This window comes from Erythrobacteraceae bacterium WH01K (genome assembly GCA_027941995.1).
In the GTDB taxonomy this organism is placed as follows: Bacteria; Pseudomonadota; Alphaproteobacteria; order Sphingomonadales; family Sphingomonadaceae; genus CAJXSN01.
Map to the genome: position 1 here is coordinate 1836554 of CP115966.1, position 18362 is coordinate 1854915.

The 18362-nt window shown below is 62.6% G+C and carries 14 protein-coding genes; 12 read left to right on the forward strand and 2 right to left on the reverse strand.

Features of this window, described 5'->3' with window-relative positions:
- The first annotated feature begins 32 nt into the window (after window positions 1-32).
- From PF049_09080 to PF049_09090, 3 genes are read left to right on the forward strand one after another with little or no spacing between them, the layout of a single operon-like run.
- Window positions 33-1451 carry a M28 family peptidase gene (locus tag PF049_09080; GenBank protein WBY15752.1) on the forward strand — a complete coding sequence of 473 codons (1419 nt, stop codon included), beginning with the start codon at window positions 33-35 and terminating at the stop codon, window positions 1449-1451.
- 24 nt (window positions 1452-1475) lie between these two features.
- Window positions 1476-3842 carry a ribonuclease R gene (rnr, locus tag PF049_09085; GenBank protein WBY15753.1) on the forward strand — a complete coding sequence of 789 codons (2367 nt, stop codon included), beginning with the start codon at window positions 1476-1478 and terminating at the stop codon, window positions 3840-3842.
- A 50-nt stretch (window positions 3843-3892) separates the two neighbouring features.
- Entirely contained in the window at window positions 3893-4408 is a 516-nt protein-coding gene (locus tag PF049_09090) for a peroxiredoxin-like family protein (GenBank protein ID WBY15754.1), read from the forward strand.
- A 27-nt stretch (window positions 4409-4435) separates the two neighbouring features.
- Here PF049_09090 and PF049_09095 read toward each other — a convergent pair whose 3' ends face one another.
- On the reverse strand, window positions 4436-4891 hold the full coding sequence (locus tag PF049_09095) for a universal stress protein (protein WBY15755.1): 456 nt from the start codon (window positions 4889-4891) through the stop codon (window positions 4436-4438).
- Between the two features lie 156 nt (window positions 4892-5047).
- On the opposite strand from PF049_09095, the gene PF049_09100 reads away from it, so the two are divergent.
- The 5 genes from PF049_09100 (at window position 5048) to PF049_09120 (ending at window position 8970) form a co-directional block, all read left to right on the forward strand.
- Entirely contained in the window at window positions 5048-6352 is a 1305-nt protein-coding gene (locus tag PF049_09100; protein ID WBY15756.1) for a pyruvate dehydrogenase complex dihydrolipoamide acetyltransferase, read from the forward strand.
- Complete coding sequence (locus tag PF049_09105; protein ID WBY15757.1) at window positions 6352-6813, forward strand: hypothetical protein; 462 nt, start codon at window positions 6352-6354, stop codon at window positions 6811-6813. The genes PF049_09100 and PF049_09105 overlap by 1 nt, the downstream gene beginning before the upstream one ends.
- Window positions 6814-6815: 2 nt before the next feature.
- Window positions 6816-7214 carry a hotdog domain-containing protein gene (locus PF049_09110; GenBank protein WBY15758.1) on the forward strand — a complete coding sequence of 133 codons (399 nt, stop codon included), beginning with the start codon at window positions 6816-6818 and terminating at the stop codon, window positions 7212-7214.
- An 8-nt stretch (window positions 7215-7222) separates the two neighbouring features.
- Window positions 7223-8638, forward strand: coding sequence for a dihydrolipoyl dehydrogenase (gene lpdA / locus PF049_09115; GenBank protein ID WBY15759.1), 1416 nt, complete (start codon window positions 7223-7225; stop codon window positions 8636-8638).
- Window positions 8639-8805: 167 nt separating this feature from the next.
- Window positions 8806-8970, forward strand: coding sequence for a hypothetical protein (locus PF049_09120; protein ID WBY15760.1), 165 nt, complete (start codon window positions 8806-8808; stop codon window positions 8968-8970).
- Here PF049_09120 and PF049_09125 read toward each other — a convergent pair.
- Entirely contained in the window at window positions 8967-10187 is a 1221-nt protein-coding gene (locus PF049_09125; protein ID WBY15761.1) for a DUF819 family protein, read from the reverse strand. The genes PF049_09120 and PF049_09125 overlap by 4 nt on opposite strands.
- 447 nt (window positions 10188-10634) lie before the next feature.
- Here PF049_09125 and PF049_09130 point away from each other — a divergent pair, with 447 nt between their 5' ends.
- The 4 genes from PF049_09130 to PF049_09145 all read left to right on the forward strand — a co-directional run bounded on the left by PF049_09130 (window position 10635) and on the right by PF049_09145 (window position 18347).
- Window positions 10635-11576, forward strand: coding sequence for a hypothetical protein (locus tag PF049_09130; GenBank protein WBY15762.1), 942 nt, complete (start codon window positions 10635-10637; stop codon window positions 11574-11576).
- Window positions 11577-11591: 15 nt separating this feature from the next.
- Window positions 11592-12068 carry a hypothetical protein gene (locus tag PF049_09135; GenBank protein WBY15763.1) on the forward strand — a complete coding sequence of 159 codons (477 nt, stop codon included), beginning with the start codon at window positions 11592-11594 and terminating at the stop codon, window positions 12066-12068.
- A 73-nt stretch (window positions 12069-12141) separates the two neighbouring features.
- Entirely contained in the window at window positions 12142-13170 is a 1029-nt protein-coding gene (locus tag PF049_09140; protein ID WBY15764.1) for a hypothetical protein, read from the forward strand.
- Between the two features lie 23 nt (window positions 13171-13193).
- The gene (locus PF049_09145; protein ID WBY15765.1) at window positions 13194-18347 is read left to right on the forward strand and encodes a hypothetical protein; all 5154 of its coding nucleotides are present in this window, start codon (window positions 13194-13196) and stop codon (window positions 18345-18347) included.
- The last annotated feature ends 15 nt before the right edge of the window (window positions 18348-18362 follow it).

An 18362-nucleotide genomic window follows, 5' to 3' on the forward strand; every position in this document is an offset into this window, starting at 1 on the left:
CCGCGCGCGGTTAAACGTCTGAAAAGACGTCCATGCGCAAATCCATCTTCGCCGCCGCCCTTATCGCAACCACCGCAGCCGTGCCGGCAGCCGCACAGGATGCTGGAACGCAATCGGCCAATCCCGATCCCGGCCCGCTCGTGTCCATGGAGCGGATGCAGGCGGACATGGACACAATCATCGGCTTCGGCACCCGGCATACCCTCTCGGCTCAGGACGATCCGGAGCGCGGGATCGGCGCGGCGGTCGACTGGGCCCTCGCGGAGTTTTCCCGGACCGGGCAGGCGTGCGGCGATTGCCTTGAAGTTCTGCCGGTTGGAAAGGTCGTGGAACCCGACGGACGCCGCATTCCAGAACCGACACTGGTTCGAAGCGCCGTCGCCATCCAGCGCGGGACCGAGCGACCGGACGAAGTCGTCATCGTCCAGGGCCATTACGACAGCCGCGTCACCGATCCGCTCAACGCAGTCGACGACGCGCCCGGCGCGAATGACGACGGGTCGGGAAGCGTGATGATCCTTGAGGCCGCGCGCATCCTGTCACAGCGCGAATATCCCTCGACCATTATCTACGCCCTGCTGTCGGGCGAGGAGCAGGGGCTTTATGGTGCCGGCATCCTTGCCGACTGGATCGCGGAACAGGGCATGACCGTGAAGGCGGTCCTCAACAACGACATGATCGGCAATAGCTGCGGCAGCGACGGTTTCTGCGACGAAGATAACGTGCGCGTTTTCTCGGAGGGTCCGCGTGCCGACCTGACGGACGATGTGCGCGCAAGCCAGCGCCGTTTTGGCGGGGAGAACGATTCGCCCGGACGCAACCTGTCCCGCTGGCTCGAAGGCGTTGCCGAAGCGCACCCGGACGGCATGCAGGTCCGGCAGATCTGGCGGACCGACCGCATGGGGCGCGGCGGGGATCAGATACCGTTCCTCGACCGGGGCTATCCCGCCGTGCGCGTGACGGTCGCGGTGGAGGATTACGAGCACCAGCACCAGGATCTGCGCGTCGAGGACGGGATCACTTATGGCGATACCGCAGACGAACTGGACTGGACCTATCTCACCCGTGTAGCCCAGTTGAACGTCCGCGCGCTCGACCGGCTTGCCCGGGCGCCGATGCCGCCATCGGTCCAGGCCGACGCTGCCGTGCGGACCGATACCCTCATGTCGTGGGACGCCGTGCCCGGCGCGCATCATTATCATGTGAAGGTCCGCCGGACGTTCGAACCGTCCTGGCGCGATGAGGTCCCTTCCGGAACTTTGGGGCAGGAATGGAGCGCCGATGTCATGGACACCGGAACGAGCGTCGAACTGGCCGTTCCGCTGCGCGGCGACGACTGGATCTTCGGCGTCAATGCCTGCTCTGCCGACGAAGCATGCAGCCCGGTGTCCAGCGCCGTGCCGGCAGGTGCTTTTGCGCCGATCATGGCGACCGAGGATGACAGCGAGTAAAGGCGTCCCCATATAGCGGGGCACATGACACAGAACAAAAACAAGAAACGCGGAGGCCGGCCCCATGGCCTGCCGACCCCCGCACAGATTATCGAATTCATCCAGTCCAGCGAAACTCCGGCCGGCAAGCGCGAGATCGCCAAGGCGTTCGGCCTGAAAGGGCAGGAGAAAATAGCCCTCAAGAAGCGGCTGAAGGACATGGCCGAAGAAGGCCTGATCGACGGGCGCAAGACAGCGTATCACCGCATGGGCGGCGTTCCGAAGGTCACAGTCCTGCGCATTGTCAAAATCGACGATACCGATCTCTGGGCGCAGCCCGACAATTGGTCACCCGAAAACGAAACCAATCCACCGCGTCTCCTCGTTGTCGAGGGGAAGCGCGGCCGCGGCGGTAAGCAGAAAGGGATGCCAGCCCTGAAAACCGGCGACCGGATACTGGCACGCACGGAAGAAACGGGGGATGGCTGGAAAGCCCACCCGATGAAAAAGCTCCCCGCCCGGACCGAAGGGCTGATGGGTGTCATCGAGATCGACAAGGCCGGCAAGGCATGGCTTGCCCCGGTCGACAAGAAGATCCGCAACTCGTCGCCGGTATCGAACCTGAACGGGGCCGAGGACGGCCAGCTCGTCTTTGCCGAACCTGCCGGACGCAGCCACCGCTCCGGCGTCAAGGTCACCGAGGTTGTCGGCGACCCGCTGGCCCCGAAGGCTTTCAGCCTGATCGCCATAGCGAAACACGGCATTCCCAACGTATTTCCCGAAGAAACGCTGGAAGAGGCCGAACGGGCGGCCGGCCTGCCGCTTCATCATGACAGCCGCGAGGATCTGCGAGACGTGCCGATCCTGGCCATCGACCCGGCCGATGCCCGCGATCACGACGATGCCATATGGGCCGAACCCGATCCGGAGAACGAGGGCGGCTTCCGCGCCATCGTCGCGATTGCCGATGTCTCCTATTACGTGCGGCCCGGCAGCGCGCTCGACAAGGAAGCGCGCAAGCGGGGGAACTCCGTCTATTTCCCCGACCGCGTGGTACCCATGCTGCCGGAGATCCTGAGCGCCGACGTGTGTTCGCTGAAGCAGGGCGAGGACCGCGCTGCCATGGCCTGCCATCTGCGGATCGACGCAGAGGGCCGGGTCACTTCCCACCGGTTCACGCGTGCAGTTGTGCGCCTCACGCGAAACATCGCCTACGAAGATGCGCAAAAGGCCATCGACGATGACAGCGCCGGCGAAGAATTGCGGAACCTGTGGGCGGCATGGAATTTGCTCGCCGATGCCAGGGCCAGGCGCGATCCGCTGGATCTGGACCTGCCCGAACGGCGCGTGGTTCTCGACGAGAAGGGGCGGATTGCGGAAATCGCCGTGCGTGAACGGCTGGATGCCCACCGCGTGGTCGAGGATTTCATGATCGCAGCCAACGTCGCCGCCGCGAAAGCGCTGGAGGCGAAGGCTGCCCCGACCGTCTACCGCGTCCACGAACAACCAAGCCGCGAAAAGATCATCGCCCTGCGCGATTATCTCGCCACGCAGGACAAGACGCTGGCCATGGGTCAGGTCATGACCCCTTCGATCTTCAACCGGCTCCTCAAAGATGTCTCGGACCCGGCGGAAAAGGCGCTGCTGATGGAAGCGGTGCTGCGCAGCCAGACACAGGCCTATTACGGGCCGAACAATGCCGGTCATTTCGGCCTGGCGCTGGGAAGCTATTCGCACTTCACATCGCCCATCCGTCGCTATGCCGACCTGCTGGTCCATCGGGCTCTGGTCGATGCCTACCGGCTCGAGCAGCCAAAACCGAAGAACGGCCTGCCGGAACAGTCCGGGCTGGCTGAACGGGACCGCGACAACCTCTCCCAGATTACCGATGCGATCAGCAAGACGGAGCGGCGCGCGATGGAGGCCGAGCGTGACACGGTCGACCGCTATGTCGCAGCCTGGCTTTCGGAGCGCGTCGGCGAAACCTTCGAAACCCGTATCACCGGCGTGCAGGGGTTCGGTTTCTTTGCCACCATCGTCGGTCTCGGCGGGGATGGGCTGGTTCCGGTTTCCACGCTGGGACGCGAATATTTCCGCTACGACGAGGCAGCACAGGCGCTGATCGGCGAGACCACCGGCACGCGCTACGAGGTAGGGCAGAGGCTGGAACTGAAACTCGGCGAGGCTAACGCCCTGACCGGCGCGTTGAAATTCGAAGTCCCGGACGGGGACGGCAGCCCTGTCGAACCGCGCGGCGATCGTCCATCGGACAAGCGCAAGGGTGCTCGCAAGCCCAAGGGCAAACGCCCGCCCGGAACCGGTGGCAAGGACGGTGCGAAAGGCAAGCCGAAGCGGATGACCGGCAAGCGCGGCAGGCCCGGCAACATCCGCCACCAGGGCCGCAGGAAATAGCGGAACGGGAAGAGCTGGCCGGTCATTGGTAGGCAAAAGGAGAAATATCCATGCTTACCCCCGGCCAGAAAGTGCCTTCCCTCGATCTGCCATTGACCATCGATGCCCGTTTCGAACTGTCGAAACAGAAGCCTGATACCTACACCATGCTTGTCTTCTATCGCGGCAAACACTGCCCGATCTGCAAGGGCCAGCTGGAGGAGATCGGCGGCCGCCTTAGCGATTTCACCGATCGCGGCATCAATGTCTTCGCAATCTCGATGGATAGCGAAGAACGCGCCATGGTCGCGCATGACGAGTGGGACACTCACGACCTGCCGCTGGCCTATGGCCTAAGCGAAGAAAAGGCCCGCGAATACGGCCTGTTCATCAGTGAGAAGCGCAGCGGTAGCGAAGAACCGGACATGTTCTCGGAACCCGGAATGTTCCTCGTCAAACCCGATGGCGAACTGTATTTCCAGGTTGTTCAGAACGCACCGTTCACGCGGCCGCCGCTCGACGATCTGCTGGACGGCATCGATTTCATCCAGAAGAACGACTACCCGACCCGCGGCACCCTGACGTAATCAGGCGGGCGAGGGGGCGCTTCTCGTCTATTTCGAAAGCCGGTCGATATCCTCTTTGGTGATACCGCCGGGAAGAATGTAGAGCGGACAAGGCAGCTTGCCTGCATTGGCTGAAAAATGCGCCACGAGGGGGCCGGGTGTTCCCTCGTCCGCACTGCCCAATACCAGTGCCGCGACTTCCGGATGCTCATCGAGATATTCGCGGATCACGGCCTGGCCTTCACCGACCTTGACCGCGATGGTCGGCATTCGTCCTTCATCATCCATCAGCGCGCCAGCGGCACTGTTGGCGATGGCCTCGGCCCGGTCCCTGGCTTCCTGTTCGATCGTCGCCTGCACGCCTCCGAAGGCATTGAAGTTCTGCGGTTGCACGAGTGCCAGGATATGGACGGCACCGCTAGTCGCTGCCGCGCGGTTGGCTGCAAACCTCAGCGCTTTGCGTGCTTCGTCCGTTTCGTCGATAATCGTAAGGTAAACGCGCATCTGCCCCCTCTTTCTGCCAGCGTATTTCGGCTGAAAACGTATGCATAGCAAGACTGCCCTTCGGACCCGGGGCCAAGATGCTTGCCGCGCGGCGGATATGTCGCCTAAGCGTTGGGGAGAAACGATAGCAGCGCTGCAAAGGACCTCGTCCGCTTTATGCCCACGCCCATCAAGATGCCCGCCCTGTCCCCGACCATGGAGGAGGGCACACTCGCCAAGTGGCTGGTAAAGCCCGGCGACAGCATCTCTGCCGGCGACATCATGGCCGAAATCGAAACCGACAAGGCGACGATGGAGTTCGAAGCGGTGGACGAAGGCACGATCGCGTCCATCACCGTCGAGGAAGGGACCGAAGGTGTCGCTGTCGGGACAGTGATCGCGATGCTGGCCGAAGACGATGAAGACCTGGAAGAAGCGGCGAAGGCGGCTCCGGTCTCAGGCAATGACGCTTCCGAAGAGACGGCAATTGCTGCGCCGGCCCCGTCGCCAGCGCAATCGCCGGAACCAGAGGAGCCCAAGCCCGCTTCTCCTGCACCGAAAGCGGAGAATGATTCCGGCGACCGGATCGTCGCATCGCCGCTGGCGAAGCGCATTGCAGCGCAAAAGGGGATCGATCTTGCGGCCATCACCGGCTCGGGGCCGGGCGGCCGGATCGTAAAGGCCGATGTCGAGGACGCGAAGACTGGCAATGCAACTGAAGAGCAGGATCCGAATGCGGAAATGGCAGCGCCTCGCACGCCGTCTGTGACCCCGGCAGAAAGCGAATTCGGCGCGCCTTACGAGGAAGAGAAGCTCACCAATGTCCGCAAGGTCATTGCCCGCCGCCTGACCGAGAGCAAGCAGCAGGTTCCGCATTACTACCTGACCATCGACGTCAATCTTGATCCGCTTCTGGCGCTGCGCAAACAGCTCAATGCCAGCCTGGAGGCGGATGGCATCAAGCTCAGCGTAAACGACCTCCTGATCAAGGCACTGGCCCGGGCATTGATGCGCGTGCCGCAATGCAATGTCAGCTTCCAGGGCGACACGGTGCATAAATACAAGCGCGCCGACGTGTCGGTTGCCGTCGCGGCGCCGAGCGGGCTTATCACGCCGATCATCACCGAAGCCGATACCAAGGGCCTCGGCCAGATCAGCACCCAGATGAAGGAACTGGCCGCCAAGGCGCGCGACGGCAAGCTCCAGCCCCATCAATACCAGGGCGGCACGGCCAGCCTGTCCAATCTCGGCATGTTCGGGATCAAGCAGTTCGAGGCGGTCATCAACCCGCCGCAAGGCATGATCCTGGCTGTCGGCGCCGGTGAACAAAGGCCGCACGTCGTCGACGGCAGCCTGCAGGTCGCCACCGTCATGAGCGCCAGCGGCAGCTTCGATCACCGTACGATAGACGGCGCGGACGGCGCGCAACTGATGGAAGCGTTCAAGCAGCTTTGCGAGAACCCGATGGGTCTCGTCGTCTGATGCAGCTTTCGCCCGCACTCCTTCTAATGCTGTGCGTGGCAATTGCCGGCTGCTCGAAGCCTATACGCGACGATCCCGACGAACCTTCGCCTGTCATCGAACCGATCGACCGGACGGCAAATGTTCCCGAAAGACCGGTGCGCATCGGTTTCGACGGACCGCGTTTCGATGCGTGCGCCGCTTTCGGCATGGTGACCAATATCGGGTCGGCACAGGACGCGCGGCTGACAGTCCGCAATGCACCGGCGGGCACTGCGGAGGAGGTCGACGCGCTTCCTGTGGGAGCAGGCGTCGCCATGTGCCAGCGTGTCGGCGGATGGGTCGGGATCGTCTACGCGCCGGACGGCACCGATAGCGCAGGATGCGGAACCGGCTCACCGGTTGCGACCGTGCGCGATTACGACGGGCCCTGCCGTTCCGGCTGGGTTCGCGACGATTATCTGAAACTTATTGCAGGATAATCATGCAGGACCGGCAGCCCATGATCCGCGTCACCGCGATGCCGACCGATCTCAATCCCTATGGGGGCGTCTTCGGCGGTTGGCTGATGGCGCAGATGGCCCTGGGGGCGGGCTCACTCGCAAGCCGCGAGGGGCAGGGCAAGGCCGTGGTCGTATCGGCCACCGATTTTGCCTTCCCGGGCGCCATGCAGGTCGGGGATGAACTCTCCGTCTATTGCGAGATCGCGGCCACCGGCACGACTTCACTGACAATTAACGCCGAAGCAATCGCCCGCACCCGCAACGGCGAGGCTGAAACCCGCGTGGCGGGCGGCACATTCAAATTCGTCATGCTGGGCGAAGACGACAAACCGCGGCCGTTCCGACAGGCTTCTATCGCCGCGGAATCGGCTAACGATTAGAGGAATTTATGGCTGGAACATCATACGACGTCGTAATTCTCGGGTCCGGCCCGGGGGGCTATGTTGCAGCGATCCGCTGCGCACAGCTGGGCCTCAAGACCGCGATCGTCGAACGTGAGCTGCTCGGGGGCATCTGCCTGAACTGGGGCTGCATCCCGACCAAGGCGCTCTTGCGCTCGGCAGAGGTCTTCCACCAGATGCAGAACGCGAAGGATTACGGCCTTTCCGTCGCAGGCAAGATCAAGGCCGACCTCGACGCAGTAGTCAAGCGAAGCCGGGGCGTTGCCAAGCAGCTGAACCAGGGCGTCACGCACCTGATGAAGAAAAACAAGATCGCCGTTCACATGGGTGAGGGCAGGCTGACCGGTCCGACCTCGCTGACCGTCAAAAGCGACAAGGGCGAAGAGCAGCTTTCGGCAAAGCATGTCATCGTTGCGACCGGAGCGCGGGCGCGCGACCTGCCTTTCGCCCCTGCCGACGGGAAACGGATCTGGACCTATCGCACGGCAATGACGCCGCCGGAAATGCCGAAAAAGCTGTTGGTCATCGGATCGGGCGCGATCGGCATCGAGTTCGCAAGCTTCTACAACGATATGGGCGCAGACGTGACGGTGGTCGAAATGCTCGACCGGATTGTCCCGGTCGAGGATGAAGACGTCTCTGCTTTCCTGCACAAATCCTTGAAAAAGCAGGGTATGACAATCTTGACCGGAGCCGGGGTGGAAGACCTAAAGGCAACGGGCGAAGGCGTCAAAGCGAAAATCAAGAACGACAAGGGCGAAGTGGCCGACCACGAGTTCAGCCATGCCATTGTCGCTATCGGCATCCAGCCAAACACAGCCGATATCGGACTGGAAAACCTTGCAAAAATGGAACGCGGCTTCATCGAGATCGACGATTTCGGCCGCACGAAATCCGAAGGTTTGTGGGCAATCGGCGATTGCACACCGGGCCCGTGGCTGGCGCACAAGGCAAGCCACGAAGGCGTCACCGCAGCGGAATCGATCGCGAAGGAACTGGGGAATGGCGAAGTCCACCCGCATTCGCTCGACCGCAGCAACATCCCCGGCTGCACCTATTGCCATCCGCAAGTCGCCAGCGTCGGCCTGACCGAAGCGAAAGCGAAGGAAGCCGGCTACAAGCTCAAGGTCGGAAATTTCCCCTTTATCGGTAACGGCAAAGCCATCGCGCTCGGTGAAGCGGAGGGCTTCATCAAGACGGTCTTCGACGCCGAGACCGGGGAACTGCTGGGTGCACACATGGTCGGTGCCGAGGTTACCGAACTGATCCAGGGCTACGTCGTCGGCAAGACCCTCGAAACGACCGAGGCCGAGCTTATGAACACGGTGTTCGCGCACCCCACGCTGAGCGAGATGATGCATGAAAGCGTCCTCTCCGCATACGGTAAGGCTTTGCATATATAGGGAAAATGGAACGTGACGTCATGGCTTCGTGACGTCAGGAGGTCATCTGCCGCTGCGAACTCGCGGCCGCCGACTGGTGCACTGGTCAAGGACCAGCGCCGGACCTCACTATCCGAATTCAGGACCCCTTCGCAGTGCAGGGCGTTGGTCTGGCTAAGGAGATTGCCATGACCAAGAATGACCCGAAAAAGCCGGACCCGAGCGATACGAGCCGTGTGACCGAGGAACATCGCGCTCTACAGAACCAGAGCTCGGTGACAGCGGATGAATACCCGAAGGAACAGCGCGAGGCGCAATCGCTCGTCACCCCGAAGAAGAAGCAGGACGACTAGCCTCCGGACACGGCGCGCATCATTTCCGCGCACAGGATCGCGCCGTATGTTCCCACCGCGTAGCCCAGAACGGCCAGCAGGACGCCGACAGGCGCCAGAGCCGGGTGGAATGCACTTGCGACCACCGGCGCGCTGGCCGCTCCCCCCACATTCGCCTTGCTGCCGACGGCAACGAAAAAGAACGGGGCACGAATCATCCATGCGACTGCGAGCAGGAGGATGGTGTGGATCAGCATCCAGATCACGCCGATCGCCATGTAGCCGGGCGTCTCGGCGATCTGCGTGACGTCCATTTTCGTCCCGATGACGGCCACCAGCAGGAAGATGAAAACCGTTCCGAACTTGCTGGCACCAACGCCTTCCAGCGCACGCGCGCGGGTGAAACTGGCTGCCAGGCCGAAAGTCGTCGCGAACAACACGACCCAGAAGAACTGGCTCGCCAATACGCTGTCATCGCCGTTCAAACCGGCGAAGAACGCGCCGAGCGGTCCGGCAAGCAGATGGCACAGACCGACGGCCGCAAATGTCGTGCCGAACAGCAGAACGTAATCGTTACCGCTCGCCACGCGTTCCACCGAAGACGTGTAATTCGCCATCTTGTCGCGCAAGGCATCGATCGCGCTGCTATCGGCCCGAAGCCAGCGATCCATCCGCGTGCTGGCCCCTGCTCCGTAGAGCAAGAAGGCCATCCAGATATTGGCGACAATGATGTCGACCGCGATCAGGGCCGAATACTGGCTGATATCGAACTGGTAGATTTCGAGCATTGCGGTCTGGTTCGCCCCGCCGCCGATCCAGCTGCCTGCAAGCGTTGCGAGGCCACGCCAGGCAGCGCTGCTACCCTCGCTGACGATGGCGGGGTCGAACTGGGCAACGATATAGAGAGCTATAGGGCCACCGATAACAATGCCGATGGTCGCGGTGAAAAACATGATCAGAGCCTTGGGCCCCAGACCGATCACGCCTTTCAAGTCTATACTCAGTGTCATCAGGAACAGCGCCGCAGGAAGGAAATAGTCCTTCGCAACCGGCCACAGATTGCTGTCGGTCACGTCGATCAGCCCGAAAGTCACCATGAGGGACGGAAGGAGATACGCGACAAGGATGATCGGGACGAATGTGTAAAACCGGCTCCACGACGGTCTGGCTCTGGTCACGAAAACGAAGGCCAGGACCGCGGCGAGCAGGCCAAGAATGATTCGATCGTCGGTAATCATCGTGCAGTCCCTATGGAAAAGAGGGTAGTTTCGCTTACGCGATTTTGCTGGTTCGTACCCCGTCTAAAGGTTTGCTGGCCATCTGGGGATTGCAGAAACCCCCGGATCTTCACCCGTTTGTCCGTCCCAGAGGCCGGCAATGATCGGAAGTCGCCGGGTCCCGACCAGTGGTCCCACGAGATACGTCTCCCTTAGATTTCGAGAATTTTTCTTGCATTATTCTCAACGGTTTATGGAAGATATTTCGAGCGTTTAACGAGGGCAGTATGCCCTTCTGACGTCGCTGCGTCACGACGTTGCGATTAATTCCATCTTTCTGCAGCATTAACCATCGGATAGCCGCGGCACAGCAGCGTTTCATGCACCTGCGTGTTACCAAATTTTTACTTCTGGACACGTATTGCCACGGTCATGGGACATGCACTTACAAAAACTACGGCCACCGGGATGGCTGCACTCGCCATGATATTCGCTTCTCCGGCTTATGCAGCCGGGGTCGATGCGGGTACGCTCATCGAGAACGTCGCTCAGGCTACGTATGATGACGGGATCGGGGGCACGACAACGATCGACTCCAACCCGGTAATCATCGCGGTGGACGAGCTGCTCGATGTCACGGTCACGTCGCTCGACCCCGGTCCGGTTTCGACCCGGCCCGGCGATGACATCCTCACTTTTGAAGTTACCAATACCGGCAACGGCCCGGAAGCATTCTCCCTTTCCGCGAACCCGGCAGTTGCCGGCAACGATTTCGAACCGACGATCAACGATCTGGCTATCGATACGAACGGTAACGGCATCTACGATCCCGGCGTGGACACGATCCTCGCAGGGCCTGCCACCACGCCGGTCCTGGACGCGGACGAGGCGGTCACCGTCTTCGTTCTGCTGACCGTGCCGGCAGGTGTCGTCGACGGCGACCAGGCCGATGTCGACCTTCTGGCCGAAGCGGTCACGGGTACCGGCGCTCCGGGTACGACGTTTGCCGGACAGGGCGAGGGCGGCGTCGATGCCGTGGTCGGCCTGACGGGTGCAGACGACAACGCCATCGGAACGCTGATCGTGGGTATCACCACGGTCGAACTGACGAAGTCGGCTGAAGTCGCGGATCCGTTCGGCGGAACCACCGTGGTCCCAGGTTCGGTCGTCACCTACTCGATCACCGCGTCCGTGACCGGCAGCGGCTCGGTCGACGACCTGGTCGTCACCGACGCCTATCCGGAAGGCACCACCTATGTCGCCGGCACGCTCCAGCTCGATGCAGCAGGACTGACCGATGCCGCAGGCGACGACGCCGGCGATGCAGACGTCAACGGGATCACGGTCGACCTGGGAACGGTCACCAGTGGAACGGATCGTGTCGTCTCGTTCGACGTCACCATCGATTAAAAGAAAGGTCGCAAAATGAAATTTCTGAAGAAACTGGCTGCGGTCGTTTCCTTCTCGCTCGCCCTGCCGGGCGCAGCGATGGCGCAGGACGCAGCAATTGCCCTCGAAGGGGATGTCATGGTCGAGAAGACCGTGACCGAAGCGGACGGCACGACGACGACGGTACTGGAAAAACCCGGCACCATCGTCCCAGGCGATCGCCTCGTATTCGGGACCGATTACGTGAACAACAGCGCGGAAGTGGTGGAGAACTTCACCGTCACTAACCCGCTTCCTTCTGCCGTGCGTCTTGCACCCGAGGCCGATGCCGACCTGGTTGTCTCCGTCGATGGCGGAAGCGAGTGGGGGGCTCTCTCTGCTCTCACCGTAACGGATGAAGACGGTACGCAGCGCGCTGCAACCCATTCCGATGTCACTCACATTCGCTGGACGCTCGCCACCGTGCAGCCCGGCGAAGAGGGACGTCTCGAATATCCGGCCGTCATCCGCTGACGGTGTGGGCTACGCCGCCAGGTCCTGCGGGCGGTCAAGGTTAACGCAGGCGCAATATTGAAGGAACGACGAAATGACACGCAGCAAGCAATTGCTGGGTGCAGTAAGCTCGATTGCGCTTGTTGCATTCTCAGCAAGTCCGGCTCTCGCCGAAGGCACGACCGCAGGGCAGGATATTACCAACAACGTCTCCGTCACCTATGACGTCGGCGGCGTGACGCAGGGTGCCGTTGTCGACAGCGACACGTTCACGGTCGACCGCAAGGTCAACGTGACGGTTGCCGAAGTCGGCGGCGACACGACCGAGGTCGCACCTGGACAGCCCCAGGCGGCAATCAAGTTTGAAGTGACCAACGACTCGAACGATTCGGTCGACCTCGCGCTGAGCGCGCAGCAGTCCGCCGCAGATGATTTCGACATCACGAACATCAAGTTCTACGTCGATAATGGCGACGGCATCTTCAATCCGGCCGACGACCTCGAGGTTACCTATCTCGACGAGATGGCCGCGGACGAGACGCGCACCGTCTTCATCGTGGGCGACATCCCGACGGGCGTGGTCACCGGCGATACCGCCGACGTCGCGCTGGTCGCGAATGCGCACGCGGCTGAAGGCACCGCAGGTAATCTTGGTGCAGAACTGTTCGACACTGCAGGTGGCAACACAGCCGGCATAGATACGGTCCTCGCGGATGGCGCCGGCGATGTCGATGCCGCCAACGAAGGCGACTTCTCCGACACCGATACCTACGTAGTTGCCGCCGCCGATGTGACGGTCGAGAAGACCAGCCAGATCATCAGCGATCCGGTCAACGGCACGACCGACCCGAAAGCCATTCCGGGCGCTGTGGTCCAGTACTGCATCGTCGTCAGCAACGCAGCAGGCAGTGCGACCGCGACGGATGTTGCCGTGGTCGACGTCCTGCCTGCCGACGTCACCTATGACTCGGTGTTCGGCATCTTCCTGAACGGCGATGCGACCTGCAACGGCGGTGCCGCTGGCGGCGCCTACGACGCGGGCGCCAATGAAGTGAGCGGAACGCTGGACGACATCCCCGCCTCGACCAGCCGGTCGCTCTACTTCCGCACGACGATCAACTGATCGCACGTCGTGCGTAAACGGTCATGCGTATTTCCTTCTCCATCAGCGCAGTTGCAGCAGCGATCTTCGGATTGCTGCTGCCGCTCGCCCTGTGGGGAGGGAGCGCGCAGGCCCAGACCATTACCAATGTCGCGAAGGCGACGTGGACTTCGGCAGGCGACGAAGGCGGCGCGGAATCCAATCCGGTCGAATTCGAAGTCACGCCGCGTCCGCCGGAGATCATCACCTATCACCCGGTTCCGGGCACCGATGGTGGCGGCAACAAGACCTATCCGCAGCCAATCTGTTTCGGCGGTCAGAACCCGGGCGACAGCGTCGGCTTGCCCGACGAAACCCTGTCCACCCCGGTGGAAGAGATCGAAACGCTGCGTGCCGGCGAAGACCTCGTCTTCGAAATCCGCTCGTGGTCGTCCAATCTCGACCGCGCTGCGATCGACCAGCTCGATGTCATCCTGACCACCAGCCAGGGTGACCGCGAAGAGCTGCGCATTTTCGAGACCGGCTTCAATACGGGCGTGTTTGTCGGCAAGATATCGACCGGCCGCCTTCCTCCGCTGCCGACGCAGGACGATTGTCGTCTCAACCTGGCGAATGGCGACATCATCGAGATCGCTGCCACCCAGCCGGGCGAGGACGCGATCGTCATACAGACCGATATCGATGTGCTGGCCGATCCTTTCGGCGTGGTGTTCGACAGCGAGACGGGCGAAGGTGTCAACGGCGCCCGCGTGACGCTGGTCGACGCCGCAACCGGCCTGCCGGCTGTCGTCTTCGCCGAAGACGGCGTGACGCCGTGGCCCTCCACCGTCATTTCGGGCCAGCCGATCACGGATGGTGCCGGCAATGTCTACGACATGGGCACCGGTGAATACTGGTTCCCGCTGACCTCGCTCGGCACCTATCGCCTCGAGATCGTTCCGCCGGCTCCCTATACCGCGCCCTCCGTCGTCAGCCCCGAAGACATCGCACGCCTGTCGCGCGAAGACGGCAGTGCGTTCGTCATCCTCGACGCGTCCTATGGCGGGACCTTCACGCTGAACGATCCGACCCCGGTCGAAATCGATATTCCGCTCGACCGCCCGAGCCTGTCGGTCAACCTGAGCAAGACTGCCAACCGCGCTGCCGCACAGCCCGGCGATGCCGTCTTCTATACGCTCATCGCCCGCAACCAGGATCCGACCCGCGTCAAGCGCAACGTGGTCCTGGTCGATACGCCGTCGCGCTGGCTGCGCCTGCGGACGGACTCGGTTCGCATCGACGGCCAGGCTGCACCCGATGCGGTCCAGCCCAATGCCGACGGCAGCCGCCTGACGGTGAACCTCGGCGACATCGATGGCGGGTCCGAACGCCGCGTTACCTATGCAATGATCATCCGCCCCGATGCGCCTCCCGGCGAAGCGGTCAACAAGGCAGAGGCCACCGACTCCCTGGGTCGCCGCGCTGTCGCCAGCGCCGTGCTCGACATCGAACGCGAAAGCATTGCCGGACGCATGACCATTGTCGGCCGCGTAATGGCAGGGCAGTGCTCAATCGAAGGCACGCGTCGCGGCATCCCCAATGTCCGCGTCATGATGGAAGACGGCAGCTTCGCCATTACCGACAAGGATGGCCGCTACCATTTCGAAGGCGTCGTGCCCGGCACCCACGTCGTCCAGGCTGCACGCATGACGTTGCCCGAAGGTTCGGAATTCGTCGATTGCCACCGCGGCACCCGCAATGCCGGTAGTGCATCCTCGCGCTTTGTCATCGGGCAGGGCGGTTCGCTGGTCGTCGCCGATTTCCATGCGATTGTTCCCGAAGGCTCGCTTCCGGACCTCACCGAGCAGGAGGCGCTTTATGCCAATGCCGATGCACAGATCCCGGGCGAGCTGGGTCCCGCTACCCTGAACGGTGAAGGGCTTCCGGTGCAGAACAGTGCGATCGCTCCCGCAGCGCTGGCCATGACTGAACCGGTCCTGGAAGACTCGAATGCAACCGACTGGATCGCGCAGGGCGATGGACCCGATGGCTGGCTGACACCGAGCGTGGACTACAATCCGCGTGCGCCGACCACCCGCGTGGCTATCCGCCATCGCCGCGGGCAGAGCATCAACCTGTTCGTCGACGGAAAGCCTGTGAACAAGCTGGCTTTCGAAGGAACGCGGACACCGGAGCAGGGCCGCTTCGCCGTCAGCCACTGGCGCGGTGTGCCGCTGGAGAACGAGAAGACGATACTGACCGCAGAGATCGTGAACTCCTTCGGCGTGGTCAACGAAACCATCGAGCGCACCGTCTACTTCACCAATACGCCGACCCGTGTCGAGCTGGTGGAAGCGGAATCCATGCTGGTGGCCGACGGCCGTACGCGCCCCGTCGTCGCCATCCGTGTTCTGGACCGCAACAACCGTCCCTTGCGCGAAGGTGTCTCGGGCGAGTTCAAGCTGAACGCTCCCTACCAGAGCGCCTCGCAGCTCGAGCAGCAGCAGCTGAACCAGCTCACGGGCCTGGGTTCGTCCTCTGCGCGCTGGATCGTCGAAGGATCCGACGGCATTGCTCGCATCGAACTCGCGCCGACCATGGTGAGCGGATCGCTGCGTCTCGACTTCTTCTTCGACGACGGTGAGATCCGCCGCGAGCAGGAACTGGAAACCTGGATCGTTCCGGGCGACATCGAATGGACGGTCGTCGGTCTTGCCGAAGGCTCCGTCGGTGCGCGCACCGTTGCCGACAACATGGAGCGCGATGGCCGCTTCGACAGCGACCTCGGCGACAAGGCCCGCGTTGCGCTGTATGCAAAGGGCCGCGTGCTGGGCAAGTTCCTGACGACCATCGCCTATGACTCTGCGAAGCAGCGGGACGACCAGCGTGTTCTGGGCACGCTCGACCCCAATGCCTATTACACCGTCTTCGGTGACGCCTCGAGCCGCCGCTTCGACGCAGCGAGCCGCGAGAAGCTCTATGTCCGTATCGAAACCGCGACGTTCTATGCCCTGTATGGGGATTTCGAGACCGGCTTCGACCAGACCAATCTGGCACGCTACAACCGCGTCGCCACCGGCGTTAAGGGCGAGGCGCGTTTCGGACAGGTCCAGGCGCAAGGCTTCGCCGCCGAAATCTCCACGCGTTTCCGCCGCGACGAGATCCAGGGGCAGGGCATCACCGGACCCTATACGCTCGGCAACCGCCGCATCGTCGCCAACAGCGAAACCGTGACGCTCGAGACGCGCGACCGCTTCCGTTCGGAACTGATTGTTTCGAGCCGGGTCCTCGAACGCTTCATCGACTACGATATCGACCTTCTGTCAGGCACGATCACCTTTAGTGAGCCGGTTCTTAGCCGCGACTTCGACCTCAATCCGCAGTTCATCGTGGTCGATTACGAAATCGATGCGCTGGCCGGGGGCGAGATGAATGCCGGCCTGCGTGCCGACTGGACCAGCGACAACGGCGCCATCCGCATCGGCGCAACTGCCATCACCGACAAGGGCGAGGGCGCGCGGACCGATATCGGCGCCGTGGACCTGCGTGCCCGTGTCGGCCAGTCGACCGAAATCCGCGCAGAGCTGGCCGCCAGCCGCAGCGAAGGCGAGACCGCAACCGGCTGGATGGTCGAGGCACAGCATTCCGCAGCCGATCTCGACGTGCTCGCCTATGCCCGCCAGCTCGATGCCGATTACGGTGTCGGACAGCAGAACGGCGTGGAACTGGGCCGCCGCAAGGTGGGTGTCGATGCCCGTGTCCGGCTCGACGAGCGCTTTTCCGTCCTTGGCAGCGCATGGCAGGACGACAGCCTGGTCGACGACAACCGTCGCCGCGCCGCGCAGGTCGAACTAGGCTACCAGGGCGAAACCACGGACCTTCGCGCCGGCATCGTCCACTTCAACGATCGCCTGTCCGACGGAACGCGTAACAAGTCCACCGTGCTCGAAGGCGGCGTGACCCATCGCCTGTTCGAGAATGCTCTCGAACTGTCCGCGACCAGCAGCGTGGCAATCGAGGACGATCAGTCGATCGACCTTCCGACCCGTCACCGGTTCGGCGCACGCTATTCGCTGACCGACGATGTCCGCCTGGTTGGCCTGTACGAGGTCGCGCAGGGCGACAATGTCGATGCGCGGACCATTCGCGGCGGCATCGAAGTGTCCCCGTGGACCGGCTCGCAGGTCGTGACCTCGATCGGCAAGCAGCGCATCGACGAATCCGGTGACCGCAGCTTTGCCGCCTTCGGCCTCTCGCAGACGTTCCAGGTCAGCCCGGAGCTCACCCTCGACGCGACTGTCGATGGCAGCCGCACGATCGGCGGCAAGCCCGATGTCGCGGACATCGTGAATGTCGAGCAGCCGATTGCCAGCGGCGGCCAGTTCGGTCCGGGCGGCAATACCCTGTTCGAAGACTTCACGGCCGTGACGGTCGGCGGCGCCTATCGCAAGGATCGCTGGAGCGCGACGGCGCGCGCCGAATATCGCGACGGCGAATTTGCGAACCGCAAGGGCGTTACCCTCGGCGCGATCCGCCAGCTTGGCGAAGGCAGCGTCGTCGGCTCGGGCTTCACCTTCACCGAAGCCGAAGGTTCGAACGGTAGCGGAACGCAGATCATGGATGCGGCGATCGCCTTCGCGCACCGTCCCGACGATTCTGAAATCGCCATGCTCGGCAAGCTGGAATACCGCAGCGACTCCGTGACCGGCGCGGTTGCAGGGCAGGTCGATGCCACCGGTCGCACGACGCTCGACGTGACCGGCGACGCACAATCGCGCCGCCTCATCGCAAGCCTGTCGACCAACTGGTCGCCGCGCGGCCGCGACGAGATCGACGACGTCGAGCAGGAAGTGCGTCGCAGCGAGTTCGGGCTGTTCCTGGGTGGCCGGTACAATTTCGACGAGTTCGAAGGCGTCGATATCTCGGGCGTCACGGCACTGGCTGGCCTCGATGCACGGCTGGGCCTCGGCAACCGCTTCGAAATCGGGGCGACGGGTACGGTCCGGTCGAACCTGACGGCAGGTATCACCAACTTCTCGTTCGGTCCGAATATCGGCTTCGTGCCTGCCGATGGCGTGCTGTTGACCCTCGGCTACAACATCGCCGGTTTCCGCGACGAGGATTTCTCGGCATCGCGTAATACGGACAAGGGCATCTATGCCAGCGTTCGCATGAAGTTCGATGCCGATACGTTCGGTTTCCTGGGGCTTGGCCGATGACCTGTGATTTCCATA